18 protein-coding genes are annotated in these 15,133 nt (G+C 56.9%); 9 read left to right on the top strand and 9 right to left on the bottom strand.

The genetic code is table 11. The features are described 5' to 3' along the window. Window positions 1-90: 90 nt before the first annotated feature. The gene (gene ftsH / locus ACK3CV_RS02440) at window positions 91-2,022 is read right to left on the bottom strand and encodes an ATP-dependent zinc metalloprotease FtsH (RefSeq protein ID WP_004933529.1); all 1,932 of its coding nucleotides are present in this window, start codon (window positions 2,020-2,022) and stop codon (window positions 91-93) included. A 56-nt stretch (window positions 2,023-2,078) separates the two neighbouring features. Beyond that, window positions 2,079-2,708 (bottom strand): 23S rRNA (uridine(2552)-2'-O)-methyltransferase RlmE, encoded by a 630-nt coding sequence (gene rlmE / locus ACK3CV_RS02435; protein WP_004933533.1) that lies wholly within the window; start codon window positions 2,706-2,708, stop codon window positions 2,079-2,081. A 143-nt stretch (window positions 2,709-2,851) separates the two neighbouring features. Between rlmE and yhbY the strand changes: the two genes are divergently transcribed. Further along, a complete protein-coding gene (yhbY, locus tag ACK3CV_RS02430; RefSeq protein WP_004933536.1) occupies window positions 2,852-3,145 on the top strand; it encodes a ribosome assembly RNA-binding protein YhbY in 294 nt (97 codons plus the stop codon). A gap of 112 nt (window positions 3,146-3,257) precedes the next feature. Here yhbY and greA read toward each other — a convergent pair whose 3' ends face one another. Next, window positions 3,258-3,734 carry a transcription elongation factor GreA gene (gene greA / locus ACK3CV_RS02425; protein ID WP_004933539.1) on the bottom strand — a complete coding sequence of 159 codons (477 nt, stop codon included), beginning with the start codon at window positions 3,732-3,734 and terminating at the stop codon, window positions 3,258-3,260. 256 nt (window positions 3,735-3,990) lie between these two features. Here greA and dacB point away from each other — a divergent pair, with 256 nt between their 5' ends. The 3 genes from dacB to pmrB are packed head-to-tail and all read left to right on the top strand — an operon-like array spanning window position 3,991 to window position 7,153. After that, a complete protein-coding gene (gene dacB, locus ACK3CV_RS02420) occupies window positions 3,991-5,424 on the top strand; it encodes a serine-type D-Ala-D-Ala carboxypeptidase (protein WP_033648675.1) in 1,434 nt (477 codons plus the stop codon). A gap of 8 nt (window positions 5,425-5,432) precedes the next feature. Then, window positions 5,433-6,095 (top strand): two-component system response regulator PmrA, encoded by a 663-nt coding sequence (gene pmrA, locus ACK3CV_RS02415; protein WP_033636818.1) that lies wholly within the window; start codon window positions 5,433-5,435, stop codon window positions 6,093-6,095. Further along, complete coding sequence (gene pmrB, locus ACK3CV_RS02410; RefSeq protein WP_164038650.1) at window positions 6,092-7,153, top strand: two-component system sensor histidine kinase PmrB; 1,062 nt, start codon at window positions 6,092-6,094, stop codon at window positions 7,151-7,153. Before pmrA ends, pmrB begins: the two co-directional genes overlap by 4 nt. A 36-nt stretch (window positions 7,154-7,189) precedes the next feature. Here pmrB and cgtA read toward each other — a convergent pair whose 3' ends face one another. The 4 genes from cgtA to rplU form a co-directional block, all read right to left on the bottom strand. Then, entirely contained in the window at window positions 7,190-8,362 is a 1,173-nt protein-coding gene (cgtA, locus tag ACK3CV_RS02405; protein WP_004933553.1) for an Obg family GTPase CgtA, read from the bottom strand. 16 nt (window positions 8,363-8,378) lie between these two features. After that, the gene (locus ACK3CV_RS02400) at window positions 8,379-9,350 is read right to left on the bottom strand and encodes a DMT family transporter (protein ID WP_033636816.1); all 972 of its coding nucleotides are present in this window, start codon (window positions 9,348-9,350) and stop codon (window positions 8,379-8,381) included. 105 nt (window positions 9,351-9,455) lie between these two features. After that, complete coding sequence (gene rpmA / locus ACK3CV_RS02395) at window positions 9,456-9,713, bottom strand: 50S ribosomal protein L27 (RefSeq protein ID WP_004933559.1); 258 nt, start codon at window positions 9,711-9,713, stop codon at window positions 9,456-9,458. A gap of 17 nt (window positions 9,714-9,730) precedes the next feature. Further along, entirely contained in the window at window positions 9,731-10,042 is a 312-nt protein-coding gene (gene rplU, locus ACK3CV_RS02390; protein WP_004933561.1) for a 50S ribosomal protein L21, read from the bottom strand. Window positions 10,043-10,312: 270 nt separating this feature from the next. Here rplU and ispB point away from each other — a divergent pair, with 270 nt between their 5' ends. Then, window positions 10,313-11,284, top strand: a complete 972-nt coding sequence (gene ispB / locus ACK3CV_RS02385; RefSeq protein WP_033636815.1) for an octaprenyl diphosphate synthase — start codon at window positions 10,313-10,315, stop codon at window positions 11,282-11,284. Window positions 11,285-11,332: 48 nt separating this feature from the next. Here ispB and ACK3CV_RS02380 read toward each other — a convergent pair whose 3' ends face one another. Continuing rightward, window positions 11,333-11,689 (bottom strand): DNA-binding protein, encoded by a 357-nt coding sequence (locus ACK3CV_RS02380; protein ID WP_033636813.1) that lies wholly within the window; start codon window positions 11,687-11,689, stop codon window positions 11,333-11,335. Between the two features lie 181 nt (window positions 11,690-11,870). Here ACK3CV_RS02380 and ACK3CV_RS02375 point away from each other — a divergent pair, with 181 nt between their 5' ends. After that, window positions 11,871-12,131: a helix-turn-helix domain-containing protein gene (locus ACK3CV_RS02375; RefSeq protein ID WP_033636812.1), complete on the top strand. Its 261-nt coding sequence runs from the start codon at window positions 11,871-11,873 to the stop codon at window positions 12,129-12,131. A 66-nt stretch (window positions 12,132-12,197) separates the two neighbouring features. Here ACK3CV_RS02375 and mdh read toward each other — a convergent pair whose 3' ends face one another. Beyond that, entirely contained in the window at window positions 12,198-13,136 is a 939-nt protein-coding gene (mdh, locus tag ACK3CV_RS02370; protein WP_033636811.1) for a malate dehydrogenase, read from the bottom strand. 464 nt (window positions 13,137-13,600) lie between these two features. Here mdh and argR point away from each other — a divergent pair, with 464 nt between their 5' ends. The 3 genes from argR to yhcN (ACK3CV_RS02355) all read left to right on the top strand — a co-directional run bounded on the left by argR (window position 13,601) and on the right by yhcN (ACK3CV_RS02355) (window position 15,122). Beyond that, complete coding sequence (argR, locus tag ACK3CV_RS02365) at window positions 13,601-14,071, top strand: transcriptional regulator ArgR (RefSeq protein WP_004933572.1); 471 nt, start codon at window positions 13,601-13,603, stop codon at window positions 14,069-14,071. Between the two features lie 403 nt (window positions 14,072-14,474). Further along, window positions 14,475-14,738 (top strand): peroxide/acid stress response protein YhcN, encoded by a 264-nt coding sequence (yhcN, locus tag ACK3CV_RS02360; RefSeq protein WP_033638655.1) that lies wholly within the window; start codon window positions 14,475-14,477, stop codon window positions 14,736-14,738. 120 nt (window positions 14,739-14,858) lie between these two features. Beyond that, window positions 14,859-15,122: a peroxide/acid stress response protein YhcN gene (gene yhcN / locus ACK3CV_RS02355; RefSeq protein WP_033638654.1), complete on the top strand. Its 264-nt coding sequence runs from the start codon at window positions 14,859-14,861 to the stop codon at window positions 15,120-15,122. Window positions 15,123-15,133 lie beyond the last annotated feature (11 nt).

Genomic DNA, 15,133 nt, shown 5'->3' with positions numbered 1-15,133 from the left:
TTGGTCCACCTTACTGTTGCCTGGTTCACTGCCCGCCGGGCAAAAAAAAACCCCGGCGTACCGGGGTTTGATGTTATTACACAGCCACAGTTACTTGTCGAGCTGTTCGGACATGGTGTTGCCCGGCGTTGGGGTGCGCGGCTCATCTACCGGCGTCGGGGCTTTCGGGGTGCCGCCGTTGTCGGAGCTGTTGCCTTTGTTCGCATCGTCCCAACCTGCCGGCGGACGCACGTCTTTGCGGTTCATCAGATCGTCGATCTGCGGCGCATCGATGGTTTCGTACTTCATCAGCGCATCCTTCATCGAGTGCAGGATGTCCATGTTTTCCATCAGCAGCGAGCGAGCACGCGTATAGTTACGCTCGATCAGCGACTTCACTTCCTGGTCGATGATGCGCGCGGTTTCATCCGACATGTGCTTCGCCTTGGCCACGGAACGGCCCAGGAACACTTCGCCCTCTTCTTCCGCATACAGCAGCGGCCCCAGCTTCTCGGAGAAGCCCCACTGGGTCACCATGTTGCGGGCGATGGAGGTCGCCACTTTGATGTCGTTCGACGCACCGGTAGAGACTTTCTCCGGCCCGTAGATGATCTCTTCCGCCAGACGGCCGCCGTACAGGGTGGAGATTTGGCTCTCCAGCTTCTGACGGCTGGCGCTGATCGCATCCCCTTCCGGCAGGAAGAAGGTCACGCCGAGCGCACGGCCGCGAGGAATGATGGTCACCTTATGCACCGGATCGTGTTCAGGAACCAGGCGGCCAATGATGGCGTGGCCCGCTTCGTGATACGCGGTCGACTCTTTCTGCGCTTCGGTCATTACCATGGAGCGGCGTTCCGCACCCATCATGATCTTGTCTTTGGCTTTCTCGAACTCCACCATCGACACCACGCGCTTGTTGCCGCGGGCGGCGAACAGCGCCGCTTCGTTGACCAGGTTAGCCAGATCGGCACCGGAGAAGCCCGGCGTACCGCGCGCAATGACGGAGGCGTCGATGTCGGCCGCCAACGGCACGCGGCGCATGTGCACCTTCAGGATCTGCTCACGGCCACGCACATCCGGCAGCCCGACCACGACCTGACGGTCGAAACGGCCCGGGCGCAGCAGCGCAGGGTCAAGCACGTCCGGACGGTTGGTGGCCGCGATGACGATGATGCCTTCGTTGCCTTCGAAACCGTCCATCTCAACCAGCATCTGGTTCAGGGTCTGTTCGCGCTCATCGTGACCGCCGCCCAGGCCGGCGCCACGCTGGCGACCGACGGCGTCGATTTCATCGATGAAGATGATGCACGGCGCGGCTTTCTTCGCTTGCTCGAACATGTCGCGCACGCGGGATGCACCCACACCGACGAACATTTCGACGAAGTCGGAACCGGAAATGGTGAAGAACGGCACCTTCGCTTCGCCGGCGATCGCTTTCGCCAACAGCGTTTTACCGGTCCCCGGTGGGCCAACCATCAGCACGCCTTTCGGGATCTTGCCGCCCAATTTCTGGAAACGGCTCGGCTCGCGCAGGTATTCCACCAGTTCGCTCACCTCTTCTTTCGCTTCGTCACAACCGGCGACATCGGCGAAAGTGGTCTTGATCTGGTCTTCCGTCAGCATGCGGGCCTTGCTCTTGCCGAAGGACATCGCGCCCTTGCCGCCGCCGCCCTGCATTTGCCGCATAAAGAAGATCCAGACCCCGATCAGCAACAGCATCGGGAACCAGGAGATAAAGATAGAAGCCAGCAGGCTCGGCTCTTCAGGCGGCTCGCCGACAACTTTCACATTCTTCGTTAACAACGTATCCAGCAACTTAGGATCGTTGACAGGGATGTAGGTCGTGTATTTGTTACTGTCTTTCTTGGTAACGTTAATTTCACGTCCGTTGATTCGCGCTTCGCGAACCTGGTCCTGGGTCAGTTCGGACATGAAGGTAGAGTAATCCACCCTACGGCCATTCGACTCGCTGGGCCCAAAGCTCTGGAATACAGACATCAACACTACCGCGATGACTAACCAGAGAATTAGGTTTTTCGCCATGTCACTCAAGGGATTAACCTCATCTTACAACTGTGTTAACAAACAGCGTTAGGGTACTACAGTTTGCGCCCTGTCGCTACAATGTACACTTCGCGCGAACGGGCGCGGGAAGCGTCTGGCTTACGAATCTTAACCTTCGTAAACAGGGAGCGAATTTCCCGTAGGTACTCGTCAAAGCCATCTCCCTGGAACACCTTCACCAGGAAACTTCCGCCTGGTGCGAGGACATCCCGACACATATCCAGCGCCAACTCCACCAGATACATCGACCTTGGAATATCGACCGCCGGGGTGCCACTCATATTCGGGGCCATATCGGACATGACCACCTGAACCTTACTCTCGCCTACTCGTTCCAACAGCGCCTTCAGCACCAGTTCATCACGAAAATCGCCCTGAAGGAAATCGACGCCAACGATAGGATCCATTGGCAAAATATCACAGGCGATGATGCGCCCGGTACCGCCGATTTGGGTGACCACATACTGCGACCAGCCGCCCGGCGCGGCGCCGAGATCCACCACGGTCATGCCCGGTTTGAACAGTTTGTCGCTCTGCTGTATTTCATCAAGTTTAAACCAGGCGCGGGAACGCAGTCCCTTTTTCTGCGCCTGCTGTACATATTTATCGCTAAAGTGTTCTTGTAACCAGCGACTGGAGCTAGCCGAACGCTTTTTATTAGCCATCTCGTTTTCCAACTATCATAAAAAGAGTCTTATGTCAGGGTCGCTGCTCACGTAGACTCACACCGGTGAAGACCGATTTGGTGATATACATGAGATGGCGGTAGAATGTACCGTTTTCAATCCCAACTTAAGCAAAAAAGACAATGAATCTGAATAATAAACAAAAACAGCACCTGAAAGGCCTGGCGCATCCGTTAAAACCGGTGGTGATGCTGGGCAATAACGGTCTTACCGAAGGGGTGCTGGCTGAAATTGAACAGGCTCTGGAGCATCACGAGCTGATCAAGGTAAAAATCGCCGCTGAAGATCGCGAAACCAAAACCCTGATCGCCGATGCTATCGTGCGTGAAACGGGCGCCTGCAATGTGCAAGTTATCGGCAGTACGCTTATTCTTTACCGCCCGTCGAAAGAGCGCAAGATCAGTCTACCGCGTTAATAACCATCAGGTTAACGAAAAGGTGCCATGCGCCTGACCAAGATAAAAGGCCGCTTGCGGCCTTTTTCCTATCTTTACAAAACGTTGGCGCATTAATGACCAACGGCCTCGATCAGAGATACTCAACCTTCAGGATCTCATACTCGACGTCGCCGCCAGGGGTTTTGATCACCACCACATCGTCTTGCTCTTTGCCGATCAGGCCGCGCGCCATCGGCGAGTTTACCGAAATCAGATTTTTCTTGAAATCGGCCTCATCGTCGCCAACGATGCGGTAAGTCACTTCTTCTTCACTGTCCAGATTCATCACCGATACGGTGGCGCCGAAGATCACTCGGCCGGTGTTCGGCATCTTGGTGATATCGATCACCTGAGCATTGGACAGCTTGGCTTCGATTTCCTGAATGCGGCCTTCGCAGAAACCCTGCTGTTCGCGGGCGGCGTGGTACTCGGCATTCTCTTTCAAATCGCCGTGCTCGCGCGCCTCAGCGATGTCCGCAATGATTTTCGGGCGGCGCACGCTTTTCAGATATTCGAGCTCTTCGCGCAGTTTTTCAGCGCCAAACAAGGTCATCGGAATTTGGTTCATCGTATAAATACCTCTAAATCTTTCCTGTTCAAATAACCGTCATCCTGACGTATTCGTATGAAAACACGGTTGGCATACCGCCACCCGCCTCCAGGCGACAAACAAAAGAAACCTGACTCGGAACGGAGCCCAAGCCAAGATCGGTTTTGCATTTTGATACGCATTTTAGCCTAGAGTTCCTTGAGGGTCATCGTTTACTTTTTCCCTGATTGCACCGTAGTATGACGGCACGTTATCCAGCTGTTATCCCGAGATTATGCGTTTTTCACGAATTGTCAGTGCATTGGCTTGCGCATTTGTTCTGAATGCGAATGCGGCCCCGGTTGAAGAGTACACACAATATCTGCCTGATGGGGCCAACCTTGCCCTGGTCGTTCAGAAAATCGGTGCCGGCGCGCCGACGATCGATTATCACTCTCAGCAGATGGCGCTGCCGGCCAGTACCCAAAAAGTGCTGACGGCGCTGGCGGCATTGCTGCAACTCGGGCCCGATTACCGTTTCACCACCACGCTGGAGAGCCAGGGCGATATCCGCGACGGCGTGCTGCGCGGCAACCTGATCGCCCGCTTCAGCGGCGATCCGACCTTCAAACGCCAGAGCCTGCGCAATATGGTGGCCGTCCTGAAGAAACAGGGCGTGCGCCAAATCAGCGGCGACGTGCTGGTCGATACCTCGGTCTTCGCCAGCCATGACAAGGCGCCCGGCTGGCCGTGGAACGATCTGACGCAGTGCTTCAGCGCGCCGCCGGCCGCCGCCATCGTCGATCGCAACTGTTTCTCGGTCTCGCTGTACAGCGCGCCGAATCCGGGCGACATGGCGTTTATCCGCGTCGCCTCCTATTATCCGGTCAATATGTTTAGCCAGGTGCGCACCCTGGCGCGCGGCTCCGCTGACGCGCAGTACTGCGAACTGGACGTGGTGCCGGGCGAGCTGAACCGCTTTACCCTGACCGGCTGCCTGACGCAGCGCAGCGAACCGCTGCCGCTGGCCTTCGCCATCCAGGACGGTGCCAGCTATGCGGGCGCCATCCTGAAAGACGAACTGATCCAGGCCGGCATCCAGATCGACGGGCACTTGAAACGCCAGACGCGTCCCGGCATCACCGGCACGGTGATCGCGCAAACCCAGTCGGCGCCGCTGCACGATCTGTTGAAGATCATGCTGAAAAAATCGGACAACATGATCGCCGATACCGTCTTCCGCACCATCGGCCACGAACGCTTCGGCGTGCCGGGCACCTGGCGAGCGGGTGCCGATGCGGTACGTCAGGTGCTGCGCCAGAAGGCCGGCATCGATCTGGGCAACACCATCATCGCCGACGGCTCCGGCCTGTCGCGCCACAACCTGCTGGCGCCGGCGACCATGATGCAGGCGCTGCAGTACATCGCGCAGCACGACAACGAGCTGAACTTCATCTCGATGCTGCCGCTGTCCGGCTATGACGGCACCTTGCGCTACCGCGGCGGCCTGCACGAAGCCGGCGTCGACGGCAAAGTGTCGGCCAAAACCGGCGCGCTGCAGGGCGTGTACAACCTGGCGGGCTTCATCACCACCGCCAGCGGCCAGCGCATGGCCTTCGTGCAGTATCTCTCCGGCTACGCCGTGCCGCCGGAGGATCAGAAACAGCGCCGCGCGCCGTTGGTGCGTTTCGAAAGCCGCCTGTATCGGGATATTTACCAAAACAACTGAGGATCATCATGAAACTGCTGGTCGTTGAGGATGATGAACTGTTGCAACAGGGGCTGGCGCTGGCGCTGACCGGCGAAGGTTACGTCTGCGACTGCGCCGCCACGGCGGCGGAGGCCAACAGCCTGCTCATCACCAGCCAATACAGCATGGTGATCCTGGATCTCGGCCTGCCGGACACCGACGGCGCCGCGCTGCTGCGGCAGTGGCGCCGCCAACAGATCGATCTGCCGGTGCTGATCCTGACCGCCCGCGACGCGCTGGAAGACCGCGTCGACGGGCTGGACGCCGGCGCCGACGACTACCTGGTCAAACCCTTCGCGCTGGTCGAACTGCAGGCACGCGTGCGCGCCCTCCTGCGGCGCTACCAAGGCCACAGCGACAATCTGATGCAGGTGGATGATCTGCAGCTGAACCTCTCCAGCCAGCAGGTCTATCTGCAGCAGCAGCCGGTGGAGGTTACGCCGAAAGAGTTCGCCATTCTGGCGCGTCTTATCATGCGTGCCGGCCAAACGGTCAACCGTGAACTCCTGCAGCAGGATCTCTATACCTGGCAAGACGATTTAGGTTCCAACACGCTGGAAGTGCACATTCACAACCTGCGCCGCAAACTGGGCAAGGATCGCATCCGCACCGTGCGCGGCATCGGCTACCGTCTGGAAACCTCCTCATGATCAGCATGCGCCGCCGCCTGCTGCTGATGCTGGCGCTGATCCTGCTGATCACGCAGCTCATCAGCGCCTTTTGGCTGTGGCACGAAAGCCAGGAACAGATCGGCTTCCTGGTGGACGAAACCCTCTCCGCCAAAGTGCGTACCGAACGCGTCGATAGCGAGATCGCCGAGGCCATCGCGTCGCTGTTGGCGCCTTCGCTGATCATGATGATCGTCACGCTGCTGGCGTCGTTTTGGGCCATCAGCTGGATCATCCGCCCGCTCAACCAATTGCAGAAACGGCTGGAAAAGCGCTCTGCCGATAACCTGACGCCGCTGCCGATCACCAGCGACAGCCAGGAAATGGTGGCGGTCACCAATGCACTCAATCAGCTGTTCTCACGATTGGACAACACCATTCAACAGGAACGCCTGTTCACCGCCGACGCCGCCCACGAGCTGCGCACGCCGCTGGCCGGCATCCGCCTGCATCTGGAACTGATGGAGAAACAGGGCGTCAAGGGCAGCCAGGCGCTGATCGCCCGCATCGATCAGCTGATGCACACCGTCGAGCAGTTGCTGATGCTGTCGCGCGCCGGGCAAGACTTCGCCCGCGGCCATTATCAGCATGTCGATTGGGTGGCCGATGTGATCCAGCCGCTGCGTGAAGAGCTCGACGAAATGGCCGCCCAACGCGCGCAGACGCTGGACTGGCACTTGCCGGCTACTGCCACAGTAAACGGCGATCCGGTGCTGCTGCGGCTGCTGCTGCGCAACCTGGTCGAAAACGCCCACCGTTACGGCCCTGAAGGCGGCGCGATACAGGTGCAGTTAACGCCGCAAGACAACGGCTATCTGCTGCAGGTCATCGACGATGGCCCGGGTATCAAGGAAGAGATGGTCGGGGAGCTGACGCAGGCGTTTCGCCGCATGGATCAACGCTACGGCGGCAGTGGGCTGGGCCTGAATATCGTGATCCGCATCGTGCAGTTGCACCAGGGGCGTTTGACGCTGGAAAACCGCCGCGATGCGCGCGGCCTGAACGCCCAGTGCTGGCTGCCGGAAAAGGCGCTTAAATAACAAGGGCCCAGCGTTGCTGAGCCCCTTATCACCGAATTACTTCTGGTAAATGATTTCGACGCCTTCGTCGTCGTCTTCGTCCCAGTCGTCATCCCAGTCATCTTCCGCTTCGGCTTCCACTTCCGCGATTTGCTCGCGGTGGTAGTCATCCCACATGAATTCGACTTTTTCCGGTGCGCTTTCTTCGATCGCCATCGCTTTCGGCTGGGTGTTGATGAAGTTCATCACGTCCCAGCACAGCGCGTTGACGCCTTCGCGGTTGGCGGCGGAGATCATGTAGTACTTCCCTTCCCAGCCCATGCCTTCCACAATCGCCTTGGCGCGTTCGGCGGCTTCTTCCTCACCAATCACATCAATTTTGTTGAACACCAGCCAGCGAGGCTTCTGCGCCAGATTTTCGCTGTATTGGTTCAACTCGTTGATGATGACTTTGGCGTTCTCCACCGGATCGGATTCGTCGATCGGCGCGATGTCCACCAGGTGCAGCAGCACGCGGCAACGCTCCAGGTGTTTCAGGAAGCGAATGCCCAGGCCAGCGCCTTCGGAGGCGCCCTCGATCAGCCCCGGAATGTCGGCGACCACAAAGCTCTGCTCGTGGTCCATACGCACCACGCCCAGGCTCGGCACCAGCGTAGTGAACGGATAATCGGCCACCTTCGGCTTGGCGGCGGACACCGCGCGAATGAAGGTCGATTTACCGGCGTTCGGCAGCCCCAGCATGCCTACATCGGCCAGCAGCAACAGCTCCAGCAACAGGTCGCGCGCTTCGCCAGCGGTACCCAGCGTCTTCTGACGCGGTGCACGGTTAACCGAAGATTTGAAACGGGTGTTGCCCAGGCCGTGCCAGCCGCCTTTGGCGACCATCAGCTTCTGCTCGTGGCGGGTCATGTCGCCGAGGATCTCGCCGGTGCCCTGATCCTTCACGCGCGTGCCGACCGGCACCTTGATGATGACGTCTTTACCGCGTTTACCGGTACAGTCGCGGCTCTGGCCATTCTGGCCGCGCTCGGCGCGGAAAGACTTCTCAAAGCGATAGTCGATAAGAGTGTTGAGGTTCTCGTCCGCCAGCAGGTAGACGTCGCCGCCGTCGCCGCCGTCGCCGCCGTCAGGCCCGCCGTTGGGGATATATTTTTCGCGGCGGAAGCTGACGCATCCGTTGCCGCCGTCGCCTGCAACGACCAGAATCGCTGCTTCATCTACAAACTTCATTTACCGTCTCCGTAAATCATTCACCGGGCTGCTTCAAAGGAGCAACCAGGGGGGGTTCTGCCCGTCGCGGCCACCACCGGTGACCAATTGCGGAAAACATAGCGCCCGCCACAACCACAAACGCACCGACATAGCCGACAATGTTCAGCGTCGGCGCGGCGAATGCCTGGGGCCAGGCCAACGCCAATAAATCTGAAAACAGCAGGGTAAACAGCGGGGTCAGCGTCACCAACGCGCTTACCTGCGCCGCCTGCCAACGCGCCATCGCCTCTGCCAGCGCGCCGTAGCCGATCAGCGTATTGGCGCCGCAAAACAGCAAACACGCCAATTGCCAGCCGCTCAGCTGGAAAATCACCTCGGGCTTGGCCAGAGGGAACAACGCCATCGCACATAAAGTGTACAACATAACCAGGATCTGCGGCGAAGCCAGCCGGCGCAGCAACACCTTCTGCGCCACGCCATAGCTCACCCAGACCATCGCCGCGCACACGCCCAGCATGACGCCCAGCGTGTAGTCCGTCAGCCGGGTGAAGATCTCTATCAGACTGACGTTGAAAAACAGCATCAGTCCGCAAATCAGCATCAGGGCGCCAATGACCTGGGTGACGCGCATGCGTTCTTTTAAAATCAGCACGCTGGCGAACATCATGCCGACCGGCGACAGCTGGCCAATCACCTGCGACGCCGTCGGGCTCAGGTATTGCAGCGAGGAACTGAAGAACACAAAGTTGCCCAGCAGCCCCGCCGTCGCGATCGCCAACAGCAGCAGCCAACGCGGCTGGCGGAACATCGTCAGCGGCGGCAGCTTGCCGCGCACCGCGAGGATCGCGCCCAAACCGATGGCGGCCATGGTAAAGCGATACCAGACAACGGTAAACGGCTCCATCACCACCAACACTTCTTTCATCGCAATCGGCAACGCGCCCCAGCAAACCGCCGTGGTTAACGCCAGAGAAATGCCAACGCCGACCTGCTGCTTCGTATCCATATCACCTTCGCCAACGCTGACGGGCCTGCCCTCAGGCAACCCATAAATGTAAAAAGCCCCGCAACGAATTGCGGGGCTTACATCTATTTCGTAAGGCTCGAAAAATTATTCAGCTTCGATGCTGATGAATTTACGATTGCTCGGGCCTTTAACTTCGAATTTGACTTTACCGTCTTTCAAAGCAAACAGAGTGTGGTCTTTGCCGCAACCCACGTTGGTACCAGCGTGGAATTTGGTGCCGCGCTGACGAACGATGATGCTGCCTGCCAGTACTGCTTCGCCGCCAAAGCGTTTTACGCCCAGACGTTTAGCTTCTGAATCGCGACCGTTACGAGTCGAGCCGCCAGCCTTTTTGTGTGCCATTAATCCGCTCTCCTAACTTAAGCGCTGATGCCGGTGATTTTAACGTCAGTGAACCACTGACGGTGGCCCTGCTGCTTACGGTGGTGTTTACGACGACGAAACTTAACGATTTTAATTTTCTCGCCACGACCGTGAGCAACGACTTCAGCTTTGATCTTGCCGCCATCGACGAAAGGAACGCCGATTTTGATATCTTCGCCATTAGCGATCATCAGAATCTGGTCAAACTCAACCGCTTCACCAGTTGCGATGTCCAGCTTTTCCAAGCGAACGGTCTGACCTTCGCTTACTCGGTGTTGTTTACCACCACTTTGGAAAACCGCGTACATATAAAACTCCGCTTTCCGCGTGCCCGACTGTGTTAGTTCAGAGCGCGCTATAAATATTCACAATAGGGCGCGAATTCTACGCAAAAAAGCAGCGCATGACAAGAGCAGAATAAGACCAGAACAAGAAAAAAGAAGAAAAAAAGCGCAGTTTCTTTCGTGGCGTTTATCTGAACCGTTTTTCAAGTACAATCATAGGGACAGTTACCGCCATGTACCGATGTGAGCAGCGATCTCAACGCGGTGAAGAGAAACACAGCTGAAAAAAATACAATGAACCTAGAGCAAATTACCGAGTTAACCGCGCAAGATATGGCGGCCGTGAACGCAACAATTCTCGAACAGCTGAATTCCGATGTCACGCTCATCAATCAGCTTGGCTATTACATTATCAGCGGTGGCGGTAAGCGCATCCGGCCGATGATCGCCGTCCTGGCGGCGCGGGCATTGGGCTATGAAGGCAGCAAGCACGTCACCGTGGCCGCCCTGATCGAATTCATCCATACCGCCACGCTGCTGCATGACGACGTCGTCGACGAATCGGACATGCGCCGCGGCAAAGCCACCGCCAACGCGGCGTTCGGCAACGCCGCCAGCGTGCTGGTCGGCGACTTTATCTACACCCGCGCCTTCCAGATGATGACCAGCCTGGAATCCCTGCGCGTGCTGGCGCTGATGTCGGAAGCGGTCAACGTCATCGCCGAAGGTGAAGTGCTGCAGTTGATGAACGTGCACGATCCCGACATCAGCGAAGAAAGCTATATGCGGGTGATCTACAGCAAAACCGCCCGTCTGTTTGAGGCGGCGGCGCAATCGTCGGCGATCCTGTCCGGCGCCAGCGCTGAGCAAGAACGGGCGCTGCAAGACTATGGCCGCTACCTCGGCACCGCTTTCCAGCTGATCGACGATCTGCTCGACTACAGCGCCGACGGCAGCACCCTGGGCAAAAACACCGGCGACGATCTGAACGAAGGGAAACCGACCCTACCGCTGCTGCACGCGATGCACAACGGCGACGACGCCCAGCGTGACATGATCCGCGGCGCGATTGAGCAAGGCAACGGCCGTCACCTGTTGGAGCCGGTGCTGCAGGCGATGCAGCAATGCGGTTCGCTGGAATACACCCGCAAACGCGCCGAGGAAGAGGCCGACAAGGCGATCGCCGCGCTGCAGGCATTGCCGGCATCGGAGCACCGCACGGCGCTGGAGGGCCTGGCCCATCTGGCGGTGCAACGCGACTTTTAAGAAATCAATATTTCTTAAAAACCATCAGGCCCGCGTACGCGGGCCTGCCTAGGTATTGCTCTCTTCGTCGATACGCGCCAGCAGGCCGCCGATCCCTTCCCGCATCAGGAAAGCCACCATTTTCTCGCGCTCGCTTTCCGTCAAATGGTAGTAATACTCGATCCAGACCGCCAGCGGATCCTGACGCTCTACGTCATATGCCGCCCCGTCTTCCTTCAACACCAGCAGGTTACGCACGTCTGAAGGCAGGCTGTCGATATAGTACTCCAACGCTTTTCCCTGCACGCCTTTACGCCTGCGGCTGATCCAGCCTTCGCGCCGGGCCATCAGATTGATTCCCTGTGGTGAGGAAGGTAATCCTGCGATGCCTGTCAGTTCCTTGGCGGCAAACCACTCTTTTTTCATAGCCATCATCTCTGGGCAATAGTGGGCAACGTCATTTTTTGGAAATTACTTGGGTATTTTTTAGGAAATTTAATGGTATTCTGGTTTCCGAATAAGCGTTTCACGTTGTTCATGCGCTTAACCTTGACCCGTTAGTTATACCACTAACGCAACTTTGGCTAATCAGAAAAGGAATGTAAACATGAATTCAAGGAACCCAGATTGGCATCCGGCAGATATCATCGCGGCGCTACGCAAGCAGGGCACCACGCTGGCGGCAGTGTCGCGCAAGGCCGGGTTAAGCTCATCGACGCTGGCCAACGCGCTGTCGCGCCCGTGGCCGAAGGGGGAATGGCTGATCGCCGAAGCGATAGGCGTCCACCCTTCGGAGATCTGGCCAAGCCGCTATTACGATCCGCACAGCGATTGCCTGCTGGATCGCAAGGCGCGCATCAAATCGTGAACGCGGAGCAAAAAAAACCGCCGGAACAGCGTCCGGCGGCGTTTATCGGCTGACTATCGGCGTCGATCAGTTATTGATGAACTTCTCGCCCAGTTCGATATCTTTGTGCAGCACGTCCAGCATCTCGTTCAGCGCTTTCTGCTCGAAGGCGCTCAGGGTGCCGATATCCTTGCGCTCTTCAACGCCGTTCTTGCCCAGCACCAGCGGCTGTGCGAAGAAACGAGCGTATTTGCCGTCGCCTTCAACGTAAGCGCATTCCACAACGCCTTTCTCGCCCTGCAGCGCACGCACCAGAGACAGACCGAAACGGGCGGCCGCCTGACCCATGGACAGCGTCGCAGACCCGCCGCCGGCTTTGGCTTCCACCACTTCGGTGCCGGCGTTTTGAATGCGCTTGGTCAGATCCGCCACTTCCTGATCGGTGAAGCTCACGCCTGGGATCTGCGACAGCAGAGGCAGGATGGTCACGCCGGAGTGGCCGCCGATGACCGGCACGTTCAGCTCTTCCGGCTGCTTGCCTTTCAGCTCGGCCACGAAGGTGTTGGAACGGATGATATCCAGCGAAGTCACGCCGAACAGTTTGTTCTTGTCGTAAACGCCGGCTTTTTTCAGCACTTCCGCCGCGATGGCGACCGTAGTGTTAACCGGGTTGGTGATGATGCCGATGCAGGCTTTCGGGCAGGTTTTCGCCACTTGTTCAATCAGGTTACGCACAATGCCGGCGTTAACGTTGAACAGATCAGAGCGATCCATGCCTGGCTTACGGGCCACGCCGGCGGAAATCAGCACCACGTCCGCACCTTGCAGAGCCGGGGTCGCGTCTTCGCCGCTGAAGCCTTTGATTTTAACTGCGGTTGGGATGTGGCTTAAGTCGACGGCAACGCCTGGGGTAACGGGGGCAATGTCGTAGAGAGAGAGTTCAGAACCTGAAGGAAGCTGGGTTTTGAGTAGAAGGGCGAGGGCCTGGCCGATACCGCCAGCAGCACCGAGAACTGCAACTTTCATCCTATACTCCTTTATTATCTTAAATATATAAAGCGCCGTGAATGTGTTGGTTACGGACCTTAAGTCATTACACCTTTCAAAACAATAAATTAGCCAATTCTTGCCTGCAGGTGTAATAAAACGGCCGCTGTCGCGCCCATTTTAGATTAAATCGCTTACGCATGAAGGGCATAGCGCACACTAATCAAAAATAGTGCGAGGTTATTCACGAGCAAGTTAACCGGCCGTTACATTACACCCTTACGCAACATCAGAACAACATCATTTTAATAACATTTTATTTACCACTGTGGGCCGATTTTCCGTCGCCAAAAGGGCATATTCATCGCGGCCGGATTTTGTTAAAATGCCGCCCTTTCCTCGCCGCCCGGTCATGCTTATTTTCTTTGGGTCGGCCTTTGTTGCATAAAAATTCATCTATATGCATAATCATGACTTCCACTATCAACATTCCACGGTGCAAAATGCGTAATCCCGCAAAACAGGAAGATCTGATCAAGACGTTCAAAGCGTTATTGAAAGAAGAAAAATTCAGTTCTCAAGGCGAGATCGTTTTGGCGCTGCAAGAAGAAGGCTTCGAAAACATTAACCAATCCAAAGTATCGCGCATGCTGACCAAGTTCGGCGCGGTACGTACGCGCAATGCCAAAATGGAAATGGTGTATTGCCTTCCTGCCGAACTCGGTGTGCCGACCACCACCAGCCCATTGAAGAATCTGGTGCTGGACGTCGACCATAACGACGCCGTCGTGGTGATCCACACCAGCCCGGGCGCCGCGCAGCTGATCGCCCGCCTGCTCGACTCATTGGGGAAATCCCAGGGCATCCTCGGCACGATTGCCGGCGACGACACGATTTTCGTCACCCCGTCCAACGGCTTTACCGCTCAGAAACTGCATGAGGCTATTCTGGGCGTGTTCGAGCAAGAGCTGTGAAACCTGGCGCTAACAAAGTGCGGCTTTAGCCCGCACTTTGTTAGCGCTTCTTTAACTCTCACGTTACCTTTCCCGTCTTCAACCGCGTTTAACACTGCTTTTTTATCCCTCAGCAACACATTTCCATGACATCTCCATGTAACCAGCAGTACCCACTGTGATCTTCCGCACTTTTGGTCAAAAGCACTTACCTTATTGAAACTACATAAATTTAACATCAAAAGATCGTTTTGTGAGCGTTTTTTATTCCTTACAGTTATAAAAAATAAGGATCATAAGGTTAAAGTTTCACTAGCAACTGTTAGCGAACTATTAATTTTTCGCGTTACTAGCTGTATACTCATTTTCGTGAACTGAATCACAGTTCGTTGGAACTGATAAAAGAATACGATGAGGTGAGATGATGAAAATTAAAGCTACCGTTGCAACCCTGAGCGTTCTGTCCATGCTTTCCTTTGGCGCATTCGCAGCACAATCTATTGATGCAACTCAGGCCGCAAAACTGCAGCCGGCCGGTGTAATCACCGTGAGCGGCGTCGCCGCTGCGCCTTCCGACATCCGCCAGGCGCTGTCCGACAAAGCCGACGCCAAAGGGGCGACCGCTTACCGCGTAATCGAAGCCCGCAATGACGGCAGCTTCCACGCAACCGCTGAAATCTACAAATAAGTACCGGCATTACCCGGCAACGGGCAATACATCTCTGGAATCAAACGCTGTCATAACGGCCTTCAAGAATAAAAATCGCTGCCAAGCCCTTCCAGGCTGTTATGACCAAGGATCGCTATCATGAACATGAAAACTACTCTCGCTGCATTCGGCCTGCTGTCTGTCATCTCCTTCGGCGCCTCCGCCGCCCAACTGGTGACTAACGATCAGACCGCCAATCTGCAATCTATCGGCACCATCACCGTCAGCGGCATCGACGGCGCGCCGACCGACATTCGCCAGGCGTTGTCGGAGAAAGCCGACGCGAAAGGCGCGACCGCCTACCGCGTGATCGAAGCGCGTAACGAAGGCAACTACCACGCCACCGCCGAGATTTACAAATAACAACTCTGGGA

This window comes from Serratia sp. TSO36, assembly GCF_057808395.1.
Note: the sequence above shows the minus strand (reverse complement) of the source record. Positions and strands in the feature narration are given on the sequence as shown.

Coding starts and splice junctions, on each gene's coding strand:
- ftsH (WP_004933529.1), bottom strand. CDS start 2,022: ATGGCGAAAAACCTAATTCTCTGGTTAGTCATCGCGGTAGTGTTGATG.
- rlmE (WP_004933533.1), bottom strand. CDS start 2,708: ATGGCTAATAAAAAGCGTTCGGCTAGCTCCAGTCGCTGGTTACAAGAA.
- yhbY (WP_004933536.1), top strand. CDS start 2,852: ATGAATCTGAATAATAAACAAAAACAGCACCTGAAAGGCCTGGCGCAT.
- greA (WP_004933539.1), bottom strand. CDS start 3,734: ATGAACCAAATTCCGATGACCTTGTTTGGCGCTGAAAAACTGCGCGAA.
- dacB (WP_033648675.1), top strand. CDS start 3,991: ATGCGTTTTTCACGAATTGTCAGTGCATTGGCTTGCGCATTTGTTCTG.
- pmrA (WP_033636818.1), top strand. CDS start 5,433: ATGAAACTGCTGGTCGTTGAGGATGATGAACTGTTGCAACAGGGGCTG.
- pmrB (WP_164038650.1), top strand. CDS start 6,092: ATGATCAGCATGCGCCGCCGCCTGCTGCTGATGCTGGCGCTGATCCTG.
- cgtA (WP_004933553.1), bottom strand. CDS start 8,362: ATGAAGTTTGTAGATGAAGCAGCGATTCTGGTCGTTGCAGGCGACGGC.
- ACK3CV_RS02400 (WP_033636816.1), bottom strand. CDS start 9,350: ATGGATACGAAGCAGCAGGTCGGCGTTGGCATTTCTCTGGCGTTAACC.
- rpmA (WP_004933559.1), bottom strand. CDS start 9,713: ATGGCACACAAAAAGGCTGGCGGCTCGACTCGTAACGGTCGCGATTCA.
- rplU (WP_004933561.1), bottom strand. CDS start 10,042: ATGTACGCGGTTTTCCAAAGTGGTGGTAAACAACACCGAGTAAGCGAA.
- ispB (WP_033636815.1), top strand. CDS start 10,313: ATGAACCTAGAGCAAATTACCGAGTTAACCGCGCAAGATATGGCGGCC.
- ACK3CV_RS02380 (WP_033636813.1), bottom strand. CDS start 11,689: ATGAAAAAAGAGTGGTTTGCCGCCAAGGAACTGACAGGCATCGCAGGA.
- ACK3CV_RS02375 (WP_033636812.1), top strand. CDS start 11,871: ATGAATTCAAGGAACCCAGATTGGCATCCGGCAGATATCATCGCGGCG.
- mdh (WP_033636811.1), bottom strand. CDS start 13,136: ATGAAAGTTGCAGTTCTCGGTGCTGCTGGCGGTATCGGCCAGGCCCTC.
- argR (WP_004933572.1), top strand. CDS start 13,601: ATGCGTAATCCCGCAAAACAGGAAGATCTGATCAAGACGTTCAAAGCG.
- yhcN (WP_033638655.1), top strand. CDS start 14,475: ATGAAAATTAAAGCTACCGTTGCAACCCTGAGCGTTCTGTCCATGCTT.
- yhcN (WP_033638654.1), top strand. CDS start 14,859: ATGAACATGAAAACTACTCTCGCTGCATTCGGCCTGCTGTCTGTCATC.